Origin of the sequence: Veillonella parvula (assembly GCF_032472435.1) — a bacterium.
GTDB classification, from domain to species: domain Bacteria; phylum Bacillota; class Negativicutes; order Veillonellales; family Veillonellaceae; genus Veillonella; species Veillonella parvula_N.
This window is the reverse complement of the sequence record NZ_JAWEGM010000006.1, coordinates 58,460-79,893: the sequence shown is the minus strand read 5'-3', so window position 1 is coordinate 79,893 and position 21,434 is coordinate 58,460. Positions and strand designations below refer to the sequence as shown.

The 21,434-nt window shown below is 40.8% G+C and carries 23 protein-coding genes; all 23 read left to right on the top strand.

The features are described from left to right. Nucleotides 1-7: 7 nt before the first annotated feature. Nucleotides 8-793, top strand: a complete 786-nt coding sequence (locus E7A03_RS08430; protein ID WP_316069347.1) for an ABC transporter ATP-binding protein — start codon at nt 8-10, stop codon at nt 791-793. Nucleotides 794-934: 141 nt separating this feature from the next. Further along, on the top strand, nt 935-1,942 hold the full coding sequence (ilvC, locus tag E7A03_RS08425) for a ketol-acid reductoisomerase (protein ID WP_004695212.1): 1,008 nt from the start codon (nt 935-937) through the stop codon (nt 1,940-1,942). 173 nt (nt 1,943-2,115) lie between these two features. After that, entirely contained in the window at nt 2,116-2,577 is a 462-nt protein-coding gene (locus E7A03_RS08420; RefSeq protein ID WP_316074023.1) for a DUF3290 family protein, read from the top strand. 12 nt (nt 2,578-2,589) lie between these two features. Beyond that, the gene (locus E7A03_RS08415) at nt 2,590-3,309 is read left to right on the top strand and encodes a DUF421 domain-containing protein (protein ID WP_038125705.1); all 720 of its coding nucleotides are present in this window, start codon (nt 2,590-2,592) and stop codon (nt 3,307-3,309) included. Nucleotides 3,310-3,429: 120 nt separating this feature from the next. Continuing rightward, nucleotides 3,430-5,157: a TIGR03960 family B12-binding radical SAM protein gene (locus E7A03_RS08410; RefSeq protein ID WP_278458029.1), complete on the top strand. Its 1,728-nt coding sequence runs from the start codon at nt 3,430-3,432 to the stop codon at nt 5,155-5,157. A gap of 9 nt (nt 5,158-5,166) precedes the next feature. Next, entirely contained in the window at nt 5,167-6,021 is an 855-nt protein-coding gene (locus tag E7A03_RS08405; RefSeq protein ID WP_316074022.1) for a purine nucleoside phosphorylase YfiH/LACC1 family protein, read from the top strand. Between the two features lie 175 nt (nt 6,022-6,196). Beyond that, nucleotides 6,197-6,883, top strand: a complete 687-nt coding sequence (locus tag E7A03_RS08400) for a YggS family pyridoxal phosphate-dependent enzyme (protein ID WP_004695221.1) — start codon at nt 6,197-6,199, stop codon at nt 6,881-6,883. 53 nt (nt 6,884-6,936) lie between these two features. Then, the gene (locus E7A03_RS08395; RefSeq protein WP_004695224.1) at nt 6,937-7,434 is read left to right on the top strand and encodes a cell division protein SepF; all 498 of its coding nucleotides are present in this window, start codon (nt 6,937-6,939) and stop codon (nt 7,432-7,434) included. A 26-nt stretch (nt 7,435-7,460) separates the two neighbouring features. Continuing rightward, nucleotides 7,461-8,255, top strand: a complete 795-nt coding sequence (gene proC, locus E7A03_RS08390; RefSeq protein WP_004696927.1) for a pyrroline-5-carboxylate reductase — start codon at nt 7,461-7,463, stop codon at nt 8,253-8,255. Nucleotides 8,256-8,257: 2 nt separating this feature from the next. Next, a complete protein-coding gene (locus E7A03_RS08385) occupies nt 8,258-9,043 on the top strand; it encodes a YlmH family RNA-binding protein (protein WP_316074021.1) in 786 nt (261 codons plus the stop codon). A gap of 57 nt (nt 9,044-9,100) precedes the next feature. After that, the gene (locus E7A03_RS08380) at nt 9,101-9,748 is read left to right on the top strand and encodes a precorrin-2 dehydrogenase/sirohydrochlorin ferrochelatase family protein (RefSeq protein ID WP_008602580.1); all 648 of its coding nucleotides are present in this window, start codon (nt 9,101-9,103) and stop codon (nt 9,746-9,748) included. Then, a complete protein-coding gene (hemA, locus tag E7A03_RS08375) occupies nt 9,717-10,988 on the top strand; it encodes a glutamyl-tRNA reductase (RefSeq protein WP_004696829.1) in 1,272 nt (423 codons plus the stop codon). The genes E7A03_RS08380 and hemA overlap by 32 nt, the downstream gene beginning before the upstream one ends. 4 nt (nt 10,989-10,992) lie before the next feature. After that, nucleotides 10,993-11,931 carry a hydroxymethylbilane synthase gene (hemC, locus tag E7A03_RS08370; RefSeq protein ID WP_039965270.1) on the top strand — a complete coding sequence of 313 codons (939 nt, stop codon included), beginning with the start codon at nt 10,993-10,995 and terminating at the stop codon, nt 11,929-11,931. After that, the gene (gene cobA / locus E7A03_RS08365; RefSeq protein WP_004696820.1) at nt 11,928-13,436 is read left to right on the top strand and encodes a uroporphyrinogen-III C-methyltransferase; all 1,509 of its coding nucleotides are present in this window, start codon (nt 11,928-11,930) and stop codon (nt 13,434-13,436) included. Before hemC ends, cobA begins: the two co-directional genes overlap by 4 nt. Nucleotides 13,437-13,445: 9 nt before the next feature. Continuing rightward, the gene (gene hemB / locus E7A03_RS08360; RefSeq protein WP_008602583.1) at nt 13,446-14,420 is read left to right on the top strand and encodes a porphobilinogen synthase; all 975 of its coding nucleotides are present in this window, start codon (nt 13,446-13,448) and stop codon (nt 14,418-14,420) included. Nucleotides 14,421-14,429: 9 nt separating this feature from the next. Further along, nucleotides 14,430-15,734, top strand: a complete 1,305-nt coding sequence (gene hemL / locus E7A03_RS08355) for a glutamate-1-semialdehyde 2,1-aminomutase (RefSeq protein WP_060919681.1) — start codon at nt 14,430-14,432, stop codon at nt 15,732-15,734. Nucleotides 15,735-15,780: 46 nt separating this feature from the next. Continuing rightward, nucleotides 15,781-16,242: a helix-turn-helix domain-containing protein gene (locus tag E7A03_RS08350; RefSeq protein WP_316074020.1), complete on the top strand. Its 462-nt coding sequence runs from the start codon at nt 15,781-15,783 to the stop codon at nt 16,240-16,242. Between the two features lie 223 nt (nt 16,243-16,465). Next, the gene (locus tag E7A03_RS08345) at nt 16,466-16,846 is read left to right on the top strand and encodes a hypothetical protein (RefSeq protein ID WP_316074018.1); all 381 of its coding nucleotides are present in this window, start codon (nt 16,466-16,468) and stop codon (nt 16,844-16,846) included. 45 nt (nt 16,847-16,891) lie between these two features. Next, nucleotides 16,892-17,782 (top strand): immunity protein YezG family protein, encoded by an 891-nt coding sequence (locus E7A03_RS08340; protein ID WP_316074016.1) that lies wholly within the window; start codon nt 16,892-16,894, stop codon nt 17,780-17,782. A 156-nt stretch (nt 17,783-17,938) separates the two neighbouring features. Further along, nucleotides 17,939-18,370, top strand: coding sequence for a hypothetical protein (locus E7A03_RS08335; RefSeq protein WP_123138534.1), 432 nt, complete (start codon nt 17,939-17,941; stop codon nt 18,368-18,370). 23 nt (nt 18,371-18,393) lie between these two features. Then, nucleotides 18,394-18,783 (top strand): hypothetical protein, encoded by a 390-nt coding sequence (locus E7A03_RS08330; protein WP_278622303.1) that lies wholly within the window; start codon nt 18,394-18,396, stop codon nt 18,781-18,783. A gap of 202 nt (nt 18,784-18,985) precedes the next feature. Beyond that, nucleotides 18,986-20,683 carry a ShlB/FhaC/HecB family hemolysin secretion/activation protein gene (locus tag E7A03_RS08325; protein WP_316074015.1) on the top strand — a complete coding sequence of 566 codons (1,698 nt, stop codon included), beginning with the start codon at nt 18,986-18,988 and terminating at the stop codon, nt 20,681-20,683. A gap of 44 nt (nt 20,684-20,727) precedes the next feature. Continuing rightward, nucleotides 20,728-21,414, top strand: coding sequence for a filamentous hemagglutinin N-terminal domain-containing protein (locus E7A03_RS08320; protein WP_316074013.1), 687 nt, complete (start codon nt 20,728-20,730; stop codon nt 21,412-21,414). Nucleotides 21,415-21,434: the final 20 nt, after the last annotated feature.

Sequence of the window (21,434 nt, the reverse complement as noted above, 5' to 3'; positions counted from 1 at the left end):
TGATAACGTGGGGCGTGAATTACTCCATTATGAAAATGTCTGCTTTCGCCGTGATGGTAGACCTATTTTAGATAATGTAAATTGGCATATAGAGGATGGTGAACATTGGGCCTTATTAGGGCTTAATGGGGCTGGTAAATCAACGCTACTCAGCATGATACCTGCTTATCAAATTCCCACAACGGGTACTTTACGTGTGTTTGGCAAGGAATTTGGTAAATATGCGTGGCCCAAAATCAAGGCTAGACTAGGATTTGTTAGCTCTGCGCTTGGACAATTTCAGTCAACCTTGGATAAACAAGTCGTTGAAGATATCGTTATTTCTGGTGCATTTAGTAGCATTGGTATATACCAAGAGGTAGCACCTGAGGTGCGCCAACGAGGTATGCAATTATTATCTGAATTTGGACTAGACTATTTGGAAGGTCATCGTTTTCGCACCTTATCTGCTGGCGAACAGCGCCGGGTATTGTTAGCGAGGTCTATTATGGCAAATCCAGAATTATTGATTTTGGATGAGCCTTGCTCTGGTTTGGACTTACCAGCGAGGGAGCAGTTTTTACGCACCTTATCCACTTTGGTAGCTGAGCAGCAGACACCGATTATCTATGTGTCACATCAAATTGAAGAGATACTACCGTTTATTACTCATGTAGCTATCTTGCGAGAGGGTAAGATGATTCATGCAGGTCCTAAATACAAGGTACTAACTGATGATATTTTATCTGATGTCTTTGGACTTTCCGTACAAGTTGTATGGAAAGATGATCGTCCATGGGTGATGGTTCGGTAGTTATCAAATTTTTTTATCAGAGGCTTAAAACTTGGCTTACTGATAATAAATTAATGTACGCCACATCTTGCAAAAATTTGTTAGATTGTGTACAGTATATATAATCTATATTCTATTGAATATGTTTGGAGGTTGTCTAATATGGCAGGTAAAATTTTAGGTACTACAGTTTATTATGATGCAGATTGTAATTTAAGCAAATTGGAAGGCAAAAAAATTACAGTGTTAGGTTACGGTTCCCAAGGTCATGCTCATGCATTGAACTTGAAAGAAAATGGTATGGACGTAACAATTGGTCTTCGCGGTGGTTCTTCTAGCTGGAAAGCTGCTGAAGAAGCAGGTCTTACAGTAAAAGAAACTGCAGAAGCCGTTAAAGGCGCTGATATCGTTATGGTATTGATTCCAGACGAATTGCAAGCAGACGTATATGCACAAGATATTGCTCCAAACTTGAAACAAGGTGCGTACTTGGCATTCGCTCATGGCTTTAACATTCACTTTGGTAAAATCGTACCTCGTGAAGATATCAATGTATTCATGGTAGCTCCTAAAGGTCCTGGTCATTTAGTTCGTCGTACATACCAAGAAGGTTCCGGCGTTCCTTGCTTGTACGCTGTAGAAAAAGACCCATCTGGCGATACTGAAGAAGTGGCATTAGCATGGGCTTCTGGTATCGGTGGTGGCCGTTCTGGTATTTTGGAAACTAACTTCAAATCCGAAACTGAAACTGACCTCTTTGGTGAACAAGCTGTATTGTGCGGTGGTGTTACTGAGTTGATTAAAACTGGCTTTGAAGTATTAACTGAAGCTGGTTATGAACCTGTTAACGCTTACTTCGAATGCTTGCATGAAATGAAATTGATCGTAGATCTTATCTACGAAGGCGGTTTCCAAAAAATGCGCCACTCCATCTCCAACACTGCTGAATACGGCGATTACCATGCAGGTCCTCGCGTAATCACTGCAGATACTAAAAAAGCTATGGAACAAATCTTGGCGGATATTCAATCTGGTAAATTTGCTGATGAATTCTTAGCAGATTCCAAAAATGGTCAAAAATTCCTTAAAGAACATCGCGAAGCAGCTGCTAATCATCCAATTGAACCAGTTGGCGCAGAACTTCGCAACTTGATGAGCTGGTTAAAATAAGAGTATTACTTAGGTAATCTTTTGTGAGATTATATGCTTATTAAAAGCGACCCCGTAAGGGGTCGCTATTTTTTATCTTTTCTTACATTATTTTGGGCCATCTTGACGATTACATCGAAAATATTGGAATCAAATATGGTATAATAAAAAGTAATATTTGAAAGGAGTGTGGCATGGATTTTTACACATTAGCCTATGTTGAAAGTCAGGCTGTAATAGGTCAAACTTGGGGCTTTGTTATAATTGTAGCTGTTCTATTAGCATTGCTCATTTTGGGAGTACAAGTATTGCGAAATGGTTTTACTAGTCGCTATCGTGACTTGATGATTATATTGTCTTTAATCGTAGTGTTCTTCTTAGGGCTTGAATACCAAGAGTATAATCGGATGAAAACCTATTCTGAGGACTCCTCTCGTATGGCTCAATTTTTACATTCTTTTAGTTCAGATCGTTCCGTACCGAGCGACCAATTGGCGGTTAACTCCTTAAAGATTCGTAATGGTATGATTTTAAAAGTAAGTGATGCTTACTATGAGGTTCAATTTAATCCAGAATTTTCAACCTATACTATTACACGTGTTTATAAGGTAAGCCCTATAGATCGAATTCACGATAAAGAGGATGCATTACAATAAGGAGGACCACATATGACAGAAGCTATGGCCGTCTATGGGATGGTCTTTGCAAAACTCGCCATCGGTCTCTTGGCGATTATTTTACAAATCAATTTAATGGGTAAGGGCAATTTAGCCCCAACCTCTGCCTTAGATCAACTGCAAAACTACGTACTTGGTGGTATTATCGGTGCCATTATTTACAATGATCAAATTGGTATTTTACAATTTATGTTAGTCCTTATTTTATGGACTATCCTCGTAATGACTCTTAAGTTTTTAAAAGGGAATCTTCGTATTTTTAAAGCAATTCTTGATGGTCATCCAGTTATAGTAATCGAAAAAGGTCATATTCTAACAGAAGAATGTATGCGTTATGGTATACAAGCGGCTGAACTTAAATTAAAACTTCGTGCTGCCGGTGTTCAATATGTTACGGATGTTAAGCGTGCCGTATTGGAGCAAAACGGTCAGCTCAACGTGGTTCAATTCGGTGAAGATAATATCCGATTTGATCTTATCGATGATGGTCAAATTAATCAGTTTACCCTCGATGTAATTGAAAAAGATAGAGAGTGGCTTGAACAAGAAATCCAAGCTCAAGGATACTCTGTTAAGGATATATATATTGCAGAATATAAAGATGGAAAAGTTGTTGTATATCCTTACGAAAGAAAACATCGTCCACAAATTGTAAGCACTCTTAAAAGTAAGACCAATTATACTAAAGATAAATTGAAATCTAAATTATAATATCTATTGCTCTTATAGTATAGGCGAGATACGTATTTCGTAGTCTTATAAATATATAAATAATATATATAATGTTATTAAGCCCACTATTCGTAGTGGGCTTATATAGAAAGGAAATTAGTGAATCGTAAAGATTTAATAGATCGATTACAAGAATTATATAAAGATGAAGATAGTCGGGTAACAGTAAATCCTCATGCAGGGCAAAAGGTGGCCATCGTCTATCCAAATACATACTTCGTGGGCATGAGTAATCTTGGACTTCATATCATTTATGAGGAAATCAATTTGCGAAATGATAGCGTTTGCGAACGGATTTTCTTGCCTGAGAAAAAGGAATTAGAAGCTTACGATAAGACTAAGACTCCCCTTATGAGCGTTGAAACACAACGGCCTATGCATCAATTTGATGTAGTCGCTTTTGATGTTACCTTTGAAATGGACTATTTCCATATTCCTTTGATGTTGCGTCATGGCCGAGTCCCTATCATGGGAAAAGACCGTACCGAGTTTGATCCTATCGTTATTGCAGGGGGCCCTTGTGCGACCTTCAACCCTGAGCCTTTTGCTGATTTTATTGATGCTTTCATCATCGGTGAAGGGGAAGGCATCGTAAGTCGTGTACTAGATATCATTCGAGATGGAAAAATGGAAGGCTTGGATCGCCATACTATTTTACGTCAATTAGCGGATATATCGGGCGTGTATGTACCATCCTTATATGTGCCGATTTACAGTGAAGACGGTGAATTTAAAGGCTATGATATTGCAGAGGGCGTGCCTAAAACGATTAAACGGCACTTTGAAATGCTCACTAGCGGTGGTGAAACGGTAGTGGCTACGAACTATACTGAATTTGGTGCTATGTATATCATTGAAGTAGCCCGTGGGTGCGGTCGTCATTGTCGCTTCTGTATGGCTGGGTATTGCTTCCGCGTACCTCGTGTACGTCCTTTAGACATTTTGAAAGAAGGCGTAGAACGCGCAGAAAAGCTAGGTAAAAAGGTAGGCCTCATGGGCGCTGCTATCTCGGATTATCCTGAGGTAGACGAACTCGTTAATTATATTCGCTCTAAAGATATGCGTTACTCTTGTGCATCCTTGCGTGCTGACTCGTTAACACAAGCCGTGGTGGATGGACTAGCGGATAGTGGACAAAAGACGATTACCATTGCGCCAGAAACGGGCAGTGAACGTTTGCGTCGGGTCATTAACAAGGGAATCAGTGAAGAGCATTTACAAAATGCAGCCACCTTATCTGCGAAGTCAGGTATTCAGCATATGCGCTTGTATATTATGATTGGGTTGCCAACGGAAACCGATGAGGACATTGAGGCTATTGTAGGACTTGCGGAAAGAACACAGGCTCATATGGAAAAAGTAGGCTGTAAAGGTCGTTTAACGCTCAGTATTAATCCGTTTATTCCTAAACCTTTTACACCGTTCCAATGGATGGCCATGGATAACCAAAAAGTGGTGGAGAAAAAGTTACAATACATAAAGAAAGCATTGCAAAAGAATCGCCGCATCGAGGTTCTCGTAGAGTCGCCTAAAGAGGCGTATATTCAAGGCGTTCTTGCTCGTGGGGATCGCCGCTTAGGCGCTGTTATTGCAGCATGTGCAGCCGATCGAGGCAGTAAATCTTTTAAGTCCGAAATGAAGGCTGCTGGCCTGGATATGGATAATATGAATTATCGTGAACGCAGTTTTGATGAATTCTTGCCGTGGAGCCATTTAGACATGGGCATGCAGGAGGGCTATCTTGAAATGGAATGGAAACGATCTATCGATGAAGCCTATACCCCTCCATGTGCAAAAGGTTGTAAACGCTGTGGCGTTTGTAAATAGGAGGAACAGATGAGTCAATCTGTAAAACGTATAGATGTGAAAGGGCCTTATGGAACATGGTCTTATGAGTCGCCAAGCTGGATTGATCGATTTCCTATTGTAATGGGCGATACTTATCGTCATGGTGGCGTATCTAAAGCCCCTTATGAATCATTAAACCTAGCGTTTCATGTAGGGGATGAAGCTCAAAGCGTACGAGAAAATCGAGCTATTATTGCGAAATATTTAGGTGTTGAACCAAACCGTATTTCTTGTGGCAATCAAGTCCATGGTTTAAAGGCTGTAGAAATCACAGAAGACCTTGTTGGGGCAGGTGCTTTTGGAGAAGATACGGCTATCGATGATTGTGATGCGGTATTTACAAATCTACCACATGTGCCATTATTTCTGTTCACAGCAGATTGCGTTGGCGTAGGTATTTACGATGCCAAACATCATGCGATTGCAACGGTGCATGCAGGCTGGCGTGGTGCCATTGGCCGTTTACCAATCCTTACCATTGAGGCCATGAAAGAGGCGTATGGGACTGAGTTCAAAGATTGCTATATATATCTTGGGCCTAGTATTGGACCAGAGTCCTTTGAAGTAGATGTAGAACTAGGTAAACGCTTTGAATTAGCTTGGAGAGATATGACAGACCGAGATGTATCTGATGTTGTCAATTATTCTGGTGATACATTGGACAAGGCTTATATCAATTTATGGAACTTTATTGGTGAGGATCTCGTTGTAAATGGCGTTCTTCCAGAGAATATCACGATTGGTGGTACCGATAGTGTAACGGAAGTAGACTGTTATTCCTATCGTCGAGAGGCAGGCCTAACAGGTCGTATGGCCTTATTTGCGATGTTACAAGACCGATAAATTTTGACTTTCACAGGAATCATAATAAAGTATGATATTTTAAGTATATACGTGCTTGGATTTGTGTAGGGGATAGCCTTAAATCATGTACATTTGAGCCTAAATACTATATAATAGAATAGTCTATACAAATATATTTGATGATTCTGATATATAGATTGAAGGGGGCATTCACGTGATTGAAGAATCCCTACACGCTATACAGCAGCGCATGGCCGATGCTATGGCGCGTGTTGGTCGCGTAGATACAGCATTATTAGTGGCGGTTACAAAGAACCACCCTGTGTCGGCTGTAGAAGAGGTCGCACGGCTCGGTGTTACTCATGTAGGGGAAAATCGAGTACAAGAGGCCAAAGAAAAACAGCTAACCTATAAGGGGCCACAATTAACATGGCATTTGATTGGTCATTTACAGGTCAATAAGGTGCGTCAAGCGGTTCCTATGTTTGATTTAATTCATTCTGTAGATAGCCGTAAATTATTAGATGAAATCGAAAAGGTTGCTGCAAAGCACGACAAGATACAAGATGTATTACTGCAAGTCAATGTGGCCCGCGAAGCTTCTAAAACGGGAATGACCGTTGAAGAGTTTCCAGAAATACGAGACTATGCAAAAACATTGCCTCATGTACGCGTACGGGGCTTGATGTGTATGGCACCATTTTTCGATGATCCACAGGAAGCTCGTCCAATCTTTCGCGTAGCGAATGCCTTGTTTGAGGATATGAAGCGCTACTTTGAAGAAGGTCAGATTCAATATTTATCTATGGGGATGACTCACGACTTTGAGGTCGCTTTGGAAGAAGGGGCTAACATCGTTCGTGTAGGTACAGCAATTTTTGGGGAACGTGTATATTATTAAGGTTCGGGTTACCTGATAATCGGAAGCGTTAATTGTATTAGGAGGAAATCCAAATGGCATTGGGAGATTATTTAGACAAAGCAAAAAACTTATTCTTAGGCAGAACTGATGATGACTATGAATATGATGATTACGAATACGAAGATGAAGAGGAATACGAAGCTGAACCTACCCCAGTAGCAACAGCGGCTCCCGTGTCCGGCGCATCTGAATTTCATCCACGCAAGGTAGGAGGTCAATCTACGATGACACAACGTCCAACAGCTATGAAAGTAGTTGTAATTGAACCAAAAGTATTTGAAGATTCTGAAAATATTACACATCAATTGCGCGACATGCGTCCTGTATTGATTAATTTTGAAAATACAGACCCTCATGAAGCGGCTCGTATTGTAGATTTCGTATCTGGTGCGACCTATGCATTGGATGGCAAATTGGAAAAAGTAGGTAAAGACATTTTCATGTGTGTACCTGTAAATATTTCCATTGATTATAATGACAATGAAAGCAATACAACTGAGCAAAACGAATATTCTTGGGAAAATAAATAATCTCTCTATAAATGGTGGTGATAACTATGTTAGGTAAAACCCTATGTATAGGCGTTGGCTCAATGGGGGGCGCTCTATTGCGCGGTGCATTACAGCATGGTGTTTTGAAAGCATGTGATACACACATTCTAGTGCGTCGCGAAGAACAATGTAAGGCTCTTACAGAGGAGCTTGGTGTAGTAGGTTTTACTACATTGCCTAATGTAAACGAGTACAACACTATTCTATTGGCTGTAAAACCACAAGTGTTACCATCTGTATTAGAGTCGTTGAAAGAAGTGCCTTATGGGACTGTTATGATTTCCGTTGCCGCAGGTATAACCTTAGATACTCTTGATGCGGCGATTCCACAAGCTAACTGGTTTAGAGCTATGCCAAATACACCGGCTTCTATCGGTGCTGGCATGACGGCACTCGCCGGGGATGATGTGAATACGGACCTAGGTCGTGCTGTACAATCCTTATTTGAGGCTGTAGGCGAAGTAGCAGTGGTGAGCGAAGCCGATTTAGATCGCTTAGGTGCACTATCTGGTGCGGGCCCTGGCTATATGTTTGTCATTCTTGATGCCTTAGCTGATGCGGGTGTTCGCATTGGTTTGCCACGTCAGTTGGCTATAAAAGCAGCGGCTCAAACGATGTACGGCGCTGGTAAGATGGCTCTTGAAAGTGGCAATCATCCAGCGGTACTACGAGATCAGGTGACAAGCCCTGGTGGCACTACCATTGCTGGTATTGGTGCTATGGAAAAAGGCGGACTTCGCAGTGCTCTCCAAGATGGCGTAGTAGCATGTCTTGCTCGGTCGAATGAGTTGGGGAAATAATTTTGGCAGATACTAGTAAATTAATACGATATTTCGAGGCTAGTGGCAGTGGCGAGGAAGCTCGTCGCATGCTAGATTTGGCTGAGCAGGTTGTAAAAGGTCGTCCCTATCGTGTGGCGGACTTTACGAGTCCTGCAGGCCTTGTTATTGCAGATGCTATCAAGGCTAATTACCCACAGTTAACAGTTAAAGCTGATGGTGGCTATGAAGGGGCGGAACGCATTCGTATCGCTTTCGTAGACAGCGACTTTAACGGTACTGTGGATATGGGGATTCGCGCCCTCAAGGTGAATTGGGACCCTCGGTTCCGATTGCTCACTCATCGCGATGTGCTTGGCTCCTTAATGGGCCTAGGCATTGATCGCTCCAAATTTGGGGACGTTATCGTCCAACAAGGGGGCGCTCAGATTATGGTGGATGAAAGCGTGGCTGATTTTGTAATTCAAAACTTTACGAAAATTGCTATGGTTTCCGTATCTGTAGAGGCTATTGAGTTATCAGATATTGCACCAAAAGAAGAAAAAATTAAAGAAGTCCGTACTACAGTCGCTTCCTTGCGCTTAGATGCGGTAGCAAGCTCAGGCTTTAGTGTATCGCGCACTAAACTAGTGAGTGCTATCAATGCGGGCTTATTACAAGTAAACTGGCAACCAGCTAAGGGGGCATCCCAAGAAGTTAAAGAAGGGGATGTTATATCCATGCGTGGTCGTGGCCGAATTAAGGTAGAAGCTATTACAGGTACCTCTCGTAAAGGGCGTATCGGTGTATACCTGAAACGATTTATGTAGGCAGTTGAAAATCGGCTTGACCATCAAGCCGATTTTTTTATATATGGTAGGACAGCCATGGTATCCATAACATTTCAACCTACAACTGAAGATAGAATCCTATTCGTAGGCGGCGGAGAAGTAGCGGAACGACGGATACGGCTCTTTATTGAGGAGCCTTGTAACATTGTTGTTATCGCTCCTGTTGTGACGGATAGGATTGGCCAATGGGCAAAAGAAAAGCGCATCATTTGGTGGGACCGTGCTTTCACCAGTGATGATGAACAATTCATCATCACGAGCAGTTTGTTCTTTATCTGCACAGATAATCATAAATTGAACGATTCGTTGCATGCACTTGGCAAAAAGCATCACGTGTGGACCAACCGCAGTGATGACCCTGGGGCGTGTAGGTTTACCATACCTTCATCACTTGAGCTAGGCGATCTTCATATTGCTATTAGCGCCAATAATGTGGGCCCTCGTATTAATCGTCTCGTACGACAAGATATGATGAATCGTTATGGTCAGTTGCAAAAGGCTATGCCTAGACTTAAAATATTTAGAGAAGAAGTAAAGTTACTGCTTCCTACTCCAGAGGCTCGACAGAAATTTTGGCGAGACAATCTGACGGTAGAAACATTTGAAGCCATTCTCAAGGGAGAGTGGACGATTATAGAGGAGAAACTTAACCATGCAATTAGTGGTATTAGGTCTAAATCATAGAAGTGCCGCTGTAGAGGTGCGTGAACGTTTCTCGTTTGATAAAGACGAGGTAGTTGCCGCACTAAACCGCCTCTATGAATTTGACTGTATCTCAGAATGCGTTATATTATCCACCTGTAATAGAACGGAAATTTATGCTGCTTTAGAAGGCGTAGAATTTCCAAAGGATTACATGTTGGCAGTGTTAAAAGATTTAAAAGGGGCAGATTATATTGATGCAGATGCATTCTTCTTCTACGAAGAACGGGACTGTATTGAACATCTATTCCGTGTGTCTGCTAGCCTTGATTCCCTTGTGTTGGGGGAAGGTCAAATCTTGAGCCAATTAAAAGGAGCCTATATTCAAGCTTATAGCGCAGGCTGTACGGGCACAATATTTAATATTTTATTCCAACGTGCTATTGGGGTTGGTAAAAAGGTGCGTACCAATACGGGCATTGCAAATACGCCTGTATCCGTTAGTTACACCGCTGTTAACCTAGCTGAGGATAGCTTAGATAAGCCATTATCTGAAGCTACGGTACTCATTTTAGGGGCAGGTACTATGAGCGAGTTGACGGCTACACATTTACAAGCGAAGGGTGTAAAAACGATTTTCGTATCTAATAGAACCTTTGCTAAGGCTGAAATGTTAGCGGAACGCTTTAATGGTAAAGCTGTTAAGCTCGATAACTTTGTAGACTATGCTAAAGATGCGGATATTCTTATCACATCTACAGGGGCACCACATTATATTATTACGGAACGAGAAGCCAAGAAAATTACGACTCTTCGTAAAGGTGAACCTATCGTTATGATCGATATAGCGGTGCCTCGCGATATCGACCCTGCGGTGGCAGACTTGGACGGTATTTATCTATTTAATATTGATTCTCTTGAAAGTGTAGTAGAAGAAAATAAGGCGCAGCGCGAAGAGGAAGCTCGTCGGGCAGAACCTATTATTCACGATGCTATTGAAGAGCTATTGGATAAATTAAGCTATTTAACAGTGCGTCCGATGATGGCATTGCTTACAGAAAAAGCGGAGCGTATTCGCCGTCGTGAATTACATCGCGCATTAGCTAAATTACCAGATATTTCCGATAAAGAGCGCCGTGTTATGGACTCGATGAGTCGCATGATCATTCGCAAAATGTTGCGTGAACCGATGATTCACTTCAACGAAATTGCTGGTACGGAGGAAGAAGGTCTGTACTGGGACTTATTCAAAGATATGTTTAATCTTGAGAAAGAAGGCTAATGCCATGAGAGATCATATTCGAATCGGCACGCGAAAAAGTGCCCTTGCCCTATGGCAGGCTGAACATATTAGTGCAGAATTACAACGTCTGTACCCCAATATTACGGTAGAGCTAGTTCACTTTAATACAAAGGGTGACCGTATCCTAGAGAAACCACTGGCTCAAGTTGGTGGTAAAGGTTTATTTACTGCTGAGCTAGAAGAGGCTATGCATAAAGGCGATATCGATATCGCCGTACATAGCTTAAAGGATATGCCTACAGAGTTGCCAGAAGGCCTCACTCTTGGGGCTATTTCTGCTCGTGAAGTGCCTTATGATGCGCTGGTGAGTCCCGTGTATAAAACACTAGACAAATTGCCACAAGGAGCTCGCGTTGGTACCAGCAGTTTACGCCGGCAAGCGCAGTTACTGCATGCTCGACCTGACCTAAAGGTAGAGGTTATTCGCGGTAATGTACAGACTCGTTTGAGCAAGATCGAAACGGAAAAGTTAGATGGTGTTATCTTGGCTCAAGCAGGGCTTAAACGATTAGGTTTAGAAGACCAAATCACACAAGTCTTCAAGGCTGATGAAATGATTCCTGCCGTAGGTCAAGGGGCTCTCGCTATTGAGTGCCGCGCCGACGATGCGGAAATGCTTGATATGTTGGCTCCTATCAACGATGAAGCAACGCGCTATGCCGTTGAAGGGGAACGCAGTTTCTTGCGTCAACTAAATGGAGGTTGCCAAGTGCCAATGGGGGTGCATGGTACCATAAATAAAGGACAATTAACCTTGAAAGCCATGATTGCATCCCTCGATGGAAAAACTGTGTACGAAGGGGAAATCTCTGGCCCTGCTAAAAAAGGTGAAATTCTTGGGAAAAACCTTGCAAAAGCTTTATACGAAGAAGGGGGCAAACGTATTGTGGATGCTCTCATAGAGGAAGGAATCATAAAATGACAGGTATGGTATATCTAATTGGTGCGGGCCCTGGCGATGTTAAACTCATCACTGTAAAAGGTCGTGAATGCATCGAAAAGGCAGATGTAATTGTATATGATTATTTAGCGGATGCTCATTTGTTAGAATGGGCGCGCCCAGACGCAGAGTTGATTTACGCTGGTAAGCAGTGTAAAGATCACACAATGCATCAATGGGAAATCAATGAGCTATTAGTCCAAAAAGGTAAAGAAGGCAAAATTGTAGCGCGATTAAAAGGCGGTGATCCGCTCGTATTCGGTCGTGGTGGTGAAGAAGCGATGGCTCTTGGCGAAGCCGGTGTGCCATTTGAGTTCGTGCCAGGTGTAACATCTCCTATCGCAGCGCCTGCTTATGCGGGTATCCCTGTAACACAACGCGCTATGGCTACATCCTTTGCGGTGGTAACAGGTCATGAAGATCCTACAAAAGCGGTATCCGGTATTCATTGGGAAGGCCTTGCTACGGCGGTAGATACACTTTGCTTTGTAATGGGTGTTGGTAACTTGCCTGTCATTGCGGAAAAATTGATGGCTCATGGGCGAGCACCATCTACACCAGTAGCGCTTGTTCGGTGGGGAACAAAAACAGTACAAGAGGTATTAGTTTCTACCCTTGAACATGTCGTTGAAGATGTAGCAAAGGCTCAATTGAAAGCGCCAGCTATCATCGTAGTAGGTGATGTTGTCAACCTTCGTGAAAAATTACAATGGTTCGATAATAAACCTTTATTCGGTAAAACTGTCGTAGTCACACGCGCTCGCTCCCAAGCAAGTGCATTCCGCGAAAAATTAGCGGCTCAAGGTGCTAATGTAGTGGAAGCAGCAGCCATAAAAACATCTCCATTGGAATTATTTGAAGAAGATAAACGCATCATCAACAATACAAAAGAATACCAATGTATCGTATTCACATCTGGTGAAGGCGTTCGCTACTTCTTCGATGCTCTATATAAAGAAGGCAAAGATACACGTGCTTTAGGTAATTCTAAAGTGGCGGCTATCGGCTGTGCTACGGCTCGTGAACTTCAAAAATACGGCATCGTACCGGATATCATTCCTGTAGACTACAAGGCTGAATCTGCTGTAGAGGCTCTTGAAGAAGAACTCAATGCAGGGGATTCTGTACTGTTGATTCAACCAAAGGTAGCACGCGATGTGATTCCACGTTGCTTGCGTCACCGCGATATGAATGTAGATATCTTGCGTTTGTATGAAACGACACAAGATACATCTCAACAAGAAGCATTAGTAACAGCGTTAACAGAAGGCAATGTAGATTATATTACCTTCACAAGCTCCTCTACTGTAACAAATACAATCCAATTATTGGGCGACAATGCACTAGAGCTATTAGGCAAAACTAAAGTGGCTTGCATCGGTCCAATTACGGCTGCTACGGCTATGAGTGCAGGTCTTAAACCGGCTATCATCAGCGATGTATATACAACAGATGGCTTAGTAAATGCTATTATAAAGGATATTTAGGAGGATTACATGTACGATTTAACATACCGTCCTCGCCGCTTGCGTATCAATCCAGAAATGCGTGATTTGGTACGCGAAACGACACTCGACGTAACTGATTTGATTTATCCATTATTTATCGTGCCTGGTGAAGGTATTAAAAAAGAAATCGACACATTGCCAGGTCAATATCACTTGTCTGTTGACGAGGCTGTGAAAGTAGCTCAAGAGGCTTATGATCTTGGTGTGCGTGGTGTAGAAATCTTTGGTATTCCTACATATAAAGATGAGCAAGGTTCCTCTGCTTGGGATATGTCCCAACCAGTACAACAAGCCATCAAAGCCATCCGCGAAGCCGTACCAAATCTTTTGGTTATTTCTGACGTATGCTTGTGCCAATATACCTCTACCGGTCACTGTGGCATGATCGATGACCATGAAATTTTGAACGACGAAACATTACCATTGCTTTGTAAAGTTGCGGTAAGCCAAGCAGAAGCTGGTGCACATATGGTGGCTCCATCCGATATGATGGACGGTCGCGTAGGTGCTATTCGTGAAGCCCTTGATGCGGCAGGTTATACCAATGTATCTATCATGAGCTATGCGGCAAAATACGCATCTGCTTACTATGGTCCGTTCCGCGGAGCTGTTAATTCTGCGCCAAAATTTGGTGACCGCAAATCTTATCAAATGGACCCGGCTAATCGTTTAGAAGCTTTCAGAGAAATCGAACTCGACATCGCTGAAGGTGCAGATATTATCATGATTAAACCGGCCTTGTCCTACTTGGACATCGTTCGTGAAACGCGTGACCGCTATGAATTGCCAGTTGCAGTATACAATGTATCCGGTGAATATGCGATGGTTAAATCTGCTGCTGCGGCTGGTCTCATCGATGAAGAACGCCTCGTTATGGAAACAATGCTTTCCATGAAGCGTGCTGGTGCTAAAATCATCATTACGTACCATGCCTTAGATATTGCTAAATGGTTACAACAATAAGGAGGAACTATGTTCCAACTCGGTAAATCTGAAAAGGCCTTTAACGAGGCTAAACGTTATATGCCAGGCGGCGTAAATAGCCCTGTTCGCTCCTATCGCAGCGTAGGATCTAACCCTCCGTTTATCAGCAGTGCCAGCGGCAGCCGTATTTATGATATCGATAACAACGAATATATCGACTATGTGTTGAGCTGGGGACCTATGATCTTGGGCCATGCGAACCCTGAAGTCATCGCGAGCCTGCAAGAGGCTATTCCTCGCGGTACTAGCTACGGTGCACCTACACTATTAGAAACAGAATTGGCTAAAAAGATACAAGCCTTCATGCCATCTATGGAGGTTATCCGCCTCGTAAACTCTGGTACAGAGGCTACCATGAGTGCATTGCGCGTAGCTCGTGGCTATACTGGTCGCGATCGTATCGTAAAATTTGTAGGCTGTTACCATGGTCATAGTGATGCGCTCCTGGTGAAAGCTGGCTCTGGCCTTGCTACCTTTGGTGTACCGGATAGCCCTGGCGTTCCTCAAGGCGTAGCAGAGAATACCATAACATTGCCGTACAATGATTCTGAAGCGGTTCGTAAATTATTCGACGATATGGGCGATACCATTGCGGCTATCATCGTGGAACCTGTAGCAGGTAATATGGGCTGTGTGCCTCCAGTACCAGGTTTCCTCGAAACCTTGCGCGAAGTGACTAAAGCTCACGGCGCTGCATTGATCTTCGACGAAGTTATGTGCGGTTTTCGTGCTAGCAGCGGCGGTGCTCAAAAACGTTACAAGATTAAACCAGACCTCACATGCCTTGGAAAAATCGTTGGCGGTGGCATGCCACTCGCTGTATTCGGTGGATCTCGTGAGATTATGAACCAAATTGCACCAGCTGGTCCTATCTACCAAGCTGGTACATTGAGTGGTAACCCTATTGCTGTTACCTCTGGTTTGGCAACGCTTTCCATTCTGCAACGTGATTCAACGGTATTTAAACAAGTAGAAGATACGACGATTGCCCTTTGCGAAGGCTTTGAAAGATTGGCGGCACAATACAATGTGCCTGTTGTAGTACAGCGTGTAGGCTCTATGTTCACCATCTTCTTCACTGACAAACCAGTTAAGAACTTTGATGATGCGGCAGCTTGCAACGAAGAACAATTCAAAATGTTCTTCCACCATAACTTGAGCCATGGTATTTACTATGCGCCAAGTCCTTATGAAAGTAATTTCGTATCTATCTGCCACAAGAGCAGTGAAGTGGAACGCACATTAGCCGTTGCTGATGAAGCTTTCAAAAAAATCAGTGATACATTATTATAAAAGTATATAGTTTGTAGTTGTTTATGTATCGATACAGGTGATGAACATGCAGTTTTACAAGAACTTAAAGCGTGCTCGCGTGCGCATGGGCAAAAGCCAAATCGAAGTAGCAAAGGCCGTAGGTATCAGTAATGCGGCGCTTTCAAATTACGAAACAGGGTATCGCGAACCAGATTTAGATACACTCTGTGCTCTGTCTCGCTATTATGGATTGACCTTGGATGAGCTGTTGGATGTAAATGGAGAACAACACGAGCCCATCTATGATCTCAGTCCTGTATTAAAAAATAAATACATCGCCTATAAAGGTGAAGTATTCGAGTTGAAAGACTCACAAAAACGTGCGCTCTTGCGTGAGCTAGACAATCTATTTACTAAATTTGAGAAATCAAAAGTAGAAGATAAAGACAGCAAGCCAAAGACGTACAAACATGGGAACCCACATATCAATCGGGCTGGACTAGCTAGCAGTGCTGGTAGCTTAGTGGCAAGACGGAATATAAAGTAGTTTAATATACTACCTTGTAGATTGAGGGCATTCCTTAACTTGCACAATTTAAAACAAAAGCACCATCTATTTGGGGAGCTAACCGACACATAAGTCGTCCCTCGATAGATGGTGCTTTTTTTGCCATATATAACAGAATATTCGTTGGTGGTATATGCTAGTTTAACATATAATTGAATTAAAGAAGAGGAATAACTATTTACTAGTCTTATAGGAGAAAGTTATGATAGTAGTATTTGCAGGATTTTTAGTATTTTTATTTTGTCTGTATTTTATTAAAAATCCATACTTCACATTACAGCATATTAAAATTAAACGCTCAAAATCTTTGTTAATTTCAGAGCTGCTTTTAGGTGTGATAATTTTCTTATATATTATTTTTGCAGGATATTCTAGACTAGTGCGGTTTTTATTAGAATTGATATCTGTAATTCTGTTTTTATTAGAAATGTGGTTAAGAGTTCCTGCTATTGAATTGGATTGTAGTTTATCACCTGACGTGAAAGCAATGCTCAATAAAAAAGCTAAAAAAGATTTTTATTCTACATTGCCAATGTTATTTTTATTAACATGTATGTTTGTATTTAATTTCATCAAGATTTAAATAGATTTAATTTAATTGGAAAAGTGAAGATTAATAGGAACAACTATGAATACATATATTAATAAAATAAGAGATTTACTTATTGATTGTATGCCTGAACATTGGTATAAAGCTTATTTATATTTTGCTAGTACAGAAACTGGATCAATGACCTCAGCATATTACTATGTAAAGACTCCGGCGGGATCAATCATTAATTATGGAGATTTATTATATAATTGCAGTACTGAAAAAGTAAATTCTATAAATGATGGTATTAATAAAATTTTAGCAAATGTACGTTTATTGCATAATGTATCTGAAGAACCATGGACGTGGGGGACAATGTATGTTTCGCGTGATGATTATGAGCCACATTGTGAATTTCATAATGATATAGTAAGTGAAGATTATTGGCTTCAAAATAGAAATAAGTGGAGATATCAGAATTTTGGTGTTCTAGCTAGAGAAGATGAATTTGAGCCGGATGTATATAAAGAAATGCTAAAAGGTCCTCGAGGTGTTTTATTATTGGAGGATATGGAATCTCGTGTATTAGCAAAAAATTATACTGCCATTGATAAGGCATTTAAGTTAAAGCATAAAAGCTTAGAATCGGAACTTGAGAAACATTATAATAAAGTGGCAAAACATATATTTAAATTAACGCCTCTAAATTGGCATCGTGCTAAATTACACTTTGATATGAATGTTAATAATCCCTCTGTAGAGCTTCTGGTTTATAAAACTGAGGATGATTCATATATTACAAAGTATGTAGAAAATAATGATGAAGAGCCGGCTATTATTTCGGAGGTTATGTATAATTTAAAGAATGAGGTTTTAGAGATGATTGAGACTTTTAAATTCTATAATCAAAACCCATTCTCTGGTTTAGTATATACATTAACATCTAATGGTGAGGTATCTTTAGAGCTAACTTATGGAGATAAATGATTTTAAGTTCGTTGATGGAATTGATTGGATAAGCTTTTATGCATCTGTTCATTAGGTGTTCGGAATCGATGGGTGGCAAACTATACTACAAAGAGTTAACTAATAGAATTGACTCTGATATCAGTGATATTGATGAGGTAAGAGGGAAAATTAGGGATGAATTTTAAAACAATTTATTCTGTTGTTTGGTATATGTTTATAGGCTGTTTTAGCTTATGGCTAATTTGTGGATTAGGTTATAAGTTTTTGTTTAATGATAATGTTGAGCAGTCTAGAATGGAATTGACGCAAGCTTTAAATGCAACTTTTCCACGAGAACACTATATGATCGCTGGAGATGTATATGATTCGAACAGAAAAAATCTATTATCTAGAGGAGTATCAATAAACATAAAGAAAGATTTACTACATAGAGATATAAAATCAATAAAGCCCTTGAGTGGGAATTGGACCTTAGTTGACCAAACTGAGTCTCGTTATGTATATGAAAATCAATCATATAGAGTATATGTAACAAAGGATCCGGTAAATGATGGATATATTGTAGTGTTAGCCCGTAATAATTGGTTAGAAAGATTGCATTTATAATTTTATTTTAAATGGAGCTATATATGAAGATTGGTCTTTCATTATTTTTATTATGTATATATTGTCTATATTTTATTAGGAATCCTTATTTTGTATTAGACAAGGAACAAGTTAAACGTTCTAAATCTATGTTATATACGGAAATAGGAATAGGTTGTCTGGTTTTTATACTCATTAATATTCCTTATGATGGTGCTAATTTAATTCATCTTTTAGCTGTTATAGGCATATTGAGTTGGGTATTAGAATTGTGGTTGAGAATTTTGGCCGTTAAGGCTGACTCTTCACTTACTTTAGAGAAAATGCCTATTCTATTGAAAAAAGCAAAAAAAGATTTTTATTCTGTAATACCTATAATAGTTATTTTTATGCTTATGATTCTTTTTAATGTGATAACTGATAATTTTAAATAATCTTAAATTGCAATATGAAACTGAATATAACTAAAATTAAGTATATTTTGATTGATTAGTGAAAGAGAGTTATATGAAGTAACTCTCTGTTTATGATATAAAACATATATATACATAAAATGTTGATTTTATGTTTTCTGAGAGATATAATCAGACTAATAAGTTAATAATTATTTGAAAGTAATATATAGGAGAGAGAATTATGAAAGTAGTATCAATCGCTGCCAGTTGTGTGGGCTTAGTTGGCGTTATGTGTGCAACGACAACTTTGGCAGCGGATGTACCTTCCTCATTTATTCAACAAGAAGCGGCTCGAGCCGATGCTTCTTTGCGTCAACGCGCGGAGGCACCGATGGCAAGGGCCGCTTTGTCGCGTTCAGAATCAAGTTATGACAATTTAAATGGCGCACCTATGGATGCATTGCCACAAGAAGCAGTGTCATTTCCAATTGAGCAGATTGTGATTACGTCATCAGAACCAGTTTTTAAGAAGTATAGAAATCGACTGAAAATATATAATCATAACAACATTGGGGCAGAGGGGATTGCTGTACTGCAAAAGCAATTACAAGAGCAAATTCTTGCCGATGGATATGTAACGAGTCAAGTGGTAGTTCCGAATCAGGATTTACAATCGGGTACACTTACTTTTGAGATTTTACCAGGTTATGTGGAAGATATTGTTCTTACAAATCCGAAAGCTCGCACGAATTGGCGAAGTGCTTTTCCTGTTCGTCCCGGATATGTACTGCGTCGACAAGCATTAGAGCAAGGCATAGACCAGATGCGAAATGTACCGGGACAAGATGTAAAGCTTAGCATCGAGCCGGGTACAAAGCCACTTCACTCTATTGTGAAACTAACGGTAGAACAAAAAGGCTTTGTGCATGGGTCGTTGATTTTAGACAATGCAGGTTACGAATCGACAGGGAAATACCAAGGCACTATGTATGTATCATTTAGTCAGTTGGCAGGGCTTAATGATACCTTATCGGCTAGTATAACGAAGGATATTGGTCATCATGGTGATGGGCATGGATCAAAGCAGTATGCCGTAAATTATGCCGTACCTGATGGAAATCGGACGTATCGACTGTCGACGTATCAATATAGCTATCATCAATTGGTATTTATGCCAGAAGCATTCCGTTCTTCTGGAAATACCAGGGGGATTGAGTTTTCTGTAGAGCAGGTTTTGAATCGGACGAGTCGCTCCAAGACCGCTGCTGTCGCTAAGGTGATTCATAAAACACGCCATAGTTACATTGATGATATAGAAATCGGTGTACAAGAGCAACATACCACAGCATTGGAACTAGGATTATCCCATCGTCAGTATAGTGGGAATACCATGTCTGATATATATCTCTTTTATCGTCAAGGCATACGAGGTCTAGGTGCTACAGTACATAGTTGGGAAGGATTGGCAGATAATCCGACTACGTTATATAAAATGGCGGGACTTGAAGGTGAAATTCAAAGCGGTGTACGAATAGGTCATAAACAAGGTGTGTATACGATGCGTTTTAGAAGTCAGTTTACAAATCAACGATTGTTTGGAACTGATCAATTTAGTATCGGTGGACGCTATTCCGTACGTGGCTTCAGTGGGGAAGAAACATTACGTGGTGACTCCGGTTACTACATTCAAAATGAATGGGCCTTACCATTTAGACGACAACGAATAACTCCGTATATAGGTATAGATATAGGTCATGTATGGGGGCCGTCCACAGCGACACAAATTGGTAATACCTTAGTAGGTGGGGTTATCGGTGTTCGTGGGAATATCGGTGATGCATTTCGCTATGATGTGTCATTAGGCACTCCACTTAAAAAGCCGGACGGTTTTACTACTGATACAAGTGTATGGGCTTTCAGATCCAGTTATCAGTTTTAATTAAAAATGTGTGTTATTAAATGAGAGAGTATAAGGAAAGAATAATGAAAATTAAACAGTATACAGCAACCGCATTGTGTGCAGCCTTATTAGTTACAAATTCTGGACCGTGGATTCCGCTAGCAGTGGCACAATCTATTGTACCGAATCAAGGAAAAATGGGTCCAACTATGGATGAAGCCCCTAATGGGACGCCCATTGTCAATATTAATAAACCGAATGCTAATGGGTTATCTCACAATCAATATGATATGTTTAATGTAGATGATAAAGGGGTTATTCTAAATAACTCAAGGAGACCTATATCTACAGAATTAGCTGGCTATGTGATGGGTAATCCTAACTTGAGAGGTGCTGCAGCTAAGACGATTTTAAATGAAGTAACTGGAACGGGTGCGACTGCTATGAATGGTGCCTTAGAGGTAGCAGGTCGTAAGGCACATGTTATCATTGCTAACCCCAATGGGATTGCTGTTAATAATGGGACATTTATTAATACCAGTGCAGCTACATTAACAACAGGTAATCCTATTATTACTGATGGAAAAATTTCTGGATATGATGTGAAACAAGGTACTGTGACGGTATCGGGACAAGGGCTCGATACATCGCGTACATCACGTACAGATATTTTGGCGGAAGCAGTACAGCTCAACGGAAAGGTATGGGCTGATGAAAGCCATGTTGTAACTGGTAAAACACAGTATCTGTCGATGGTAGTGGTAAGGTAACTAATGTTACGAAGACCGAT

Coding starts and splice junctions, on each gene's coding strand:
- ilvC (WP_004695212.1), top strand. CDS start 935: ATGGCAGGTAAAATTTTAGGTACTACAGTTTATTATGATGCAGATTGT.
- E7A03_RS08420 (WP_316074023.1), top strand. CDS start 2,116: ATGGATTTTTACACATTAGCCTATGTTGAAAGTCAGGCTGTAATAGGT.
- E7A03_RS08415 (WP_038125705.1), top strand. CDS start 2,590: ATGACAGAAGCTATGGCCGTCTATGGGATGGTCTTTGCAAAACTCGCC.
- E7A03_RS08405 (WP_316074022.1), top strand. CDS start 5,167: ATGAGTCAATCTGTAAAACGTATAGATGTGAAAGGGCCTTATGGAACA.
- E7A03_RS08395 (WP_004695224.1), top strand. CDS start 6,937: ATGGCATTGGGAGATTATTTAGACAAAGCAAAAAACTTATTCTTAGGC.
- proC (WP_004696927.1), top strand. CDS start 7,461: ATGTTAGGTAAAACCCTATGTATAGGCGTTGGCTCAATGGGGGGCGCT.
- E7A03_RS08380 (WP_008602580.1), top strand. CDS start 9,101: ATGGTATCCATAACATTTCAACCTACAACTGAAGATAGAATCCTATTC.
- hemA (WP_004696829.1), top strand. CDS start 9,717: ATGCAATTAGTGGTATTAGGTCTAAATCATAGAAGTGCCGCTGTAGAG.
- hemC (WP_039965270.1), top strand. CDS start 10,993: ATGAGAGATCATATTCGAATCGGCACGCGAAAAAGTGCCCTTGCCCTA.
- cobA (WP_004696820.1), top strand. CDS start 11,928: ATGACAGGTATGGTATATCTAATTGGTGCGGGCCCTGGCGATGTTAAA.
- hemB (WP_008602583.1), top strand. CDS start 13,446: ATGTACGATTTAACATACCGTCCTCGCCGCTTGCGTATCAATCCAGAA.
- hemL (WP_060919681.1), top strand. CDS start 14,430: ATGTTCCAACTCGGTAAATCTGAAAAGGCCTTTAACGAGGCTAAACGT.
- E7A03_RS08350 (WP_316074020.1), top strand. CDS start 15,781: ATGCAGTTTTACAAGAACTTAAAGCGTGCTCGCGTGCGCATGGGCAAA.
- E7A03_RS08345 (WP_316074018.1), top strand. CDS start 16,466: ATGATAGTAGTATTTGCAGGATTTTTAGTATTTTTATTTTGTCTGTAT.
- E7A03_RS08340 (WP_316074016.1), top strand. CDS start 16,892: ATGAATACATATATTAATAAAATAAGAGATTTACTTATTGATTGTATG.
- E7A03_RS08335 (WP_123138534.1), top strand. CDS start 17,939: ATGAATTTTAAAACAATTTATTCTGTTGTTTGGTATATGTTTATAGGC.
- E7A03_RS08330 (WP_278622303.1), top strand. CDS start 18,394: ATGAAGATTGGTCTTTCATTATTTTTATTATGTATATATTGTCTATAT.
- E7A03_RS08325 (WP_316074015.1), top strand. CDS start 18,986: ATGAAAGTAGTATCAATCGCTGCCAGTTGTGTGGGCTTAGTTGGCGTT.
- E7A03_RS08320 (WP_316074013.1), top strand. CDS start 20,728: ATGAAAATTAAACAGTATACAGCAACCGCATTGTGTGCAGCCTTATTA.